The sequence below is a fragment of the Borrelia persica No12 genome, assembly GCF_000500045.1.
GTDB classification, from domain to species: domain Bacteria; phylum Spirochaetota; class Spirochaetia; order Borreliales; family Borreliaceae; genus Borrelia; species Borrelia persica.
In genome coordinates this window covers 1-281 of the sequence record NZ_AYOT01000045.1, presented here as the reverse complement: position 1 = coordinate 281, position 281 = coordinate 1, and the positions used below count along the sequence as shown (strand labels likewise).

At 26.3% G+C, this 281-nt stretch carries 1 pseudogene; it reads left to right on the top strand.

The window, feature by feature from the left end:
- A pseudogene (locus U881_RS12495) lies at positions 1 to 281 on the top strand (phage portal protein); the annotation flags it as partial.

Genomic DNA, 281 nt, shown 5'->3' with positions numbered 1-281 from the left:
ATGAACTTGATAATTTAAATGTAGAAGTGAATCAAGAATTCCCTACTGGATTTATGTATTTAGATTATGACAGGGTATATGATACTGGAATTGATTCTAGTTATATTAGTTATTATTTAAAAAAAGGAAATAAAGGAGAACCCATTCATGGACTTGAACAAATTAAGATACATAAGAGCAGATTAATTATATATGAGAATTATGACTATATATTGCATTCTTATACACCATGTTATACGGAAAGTTTTTTGCTTAATGTGTACTTACTAGAGAAGATATAT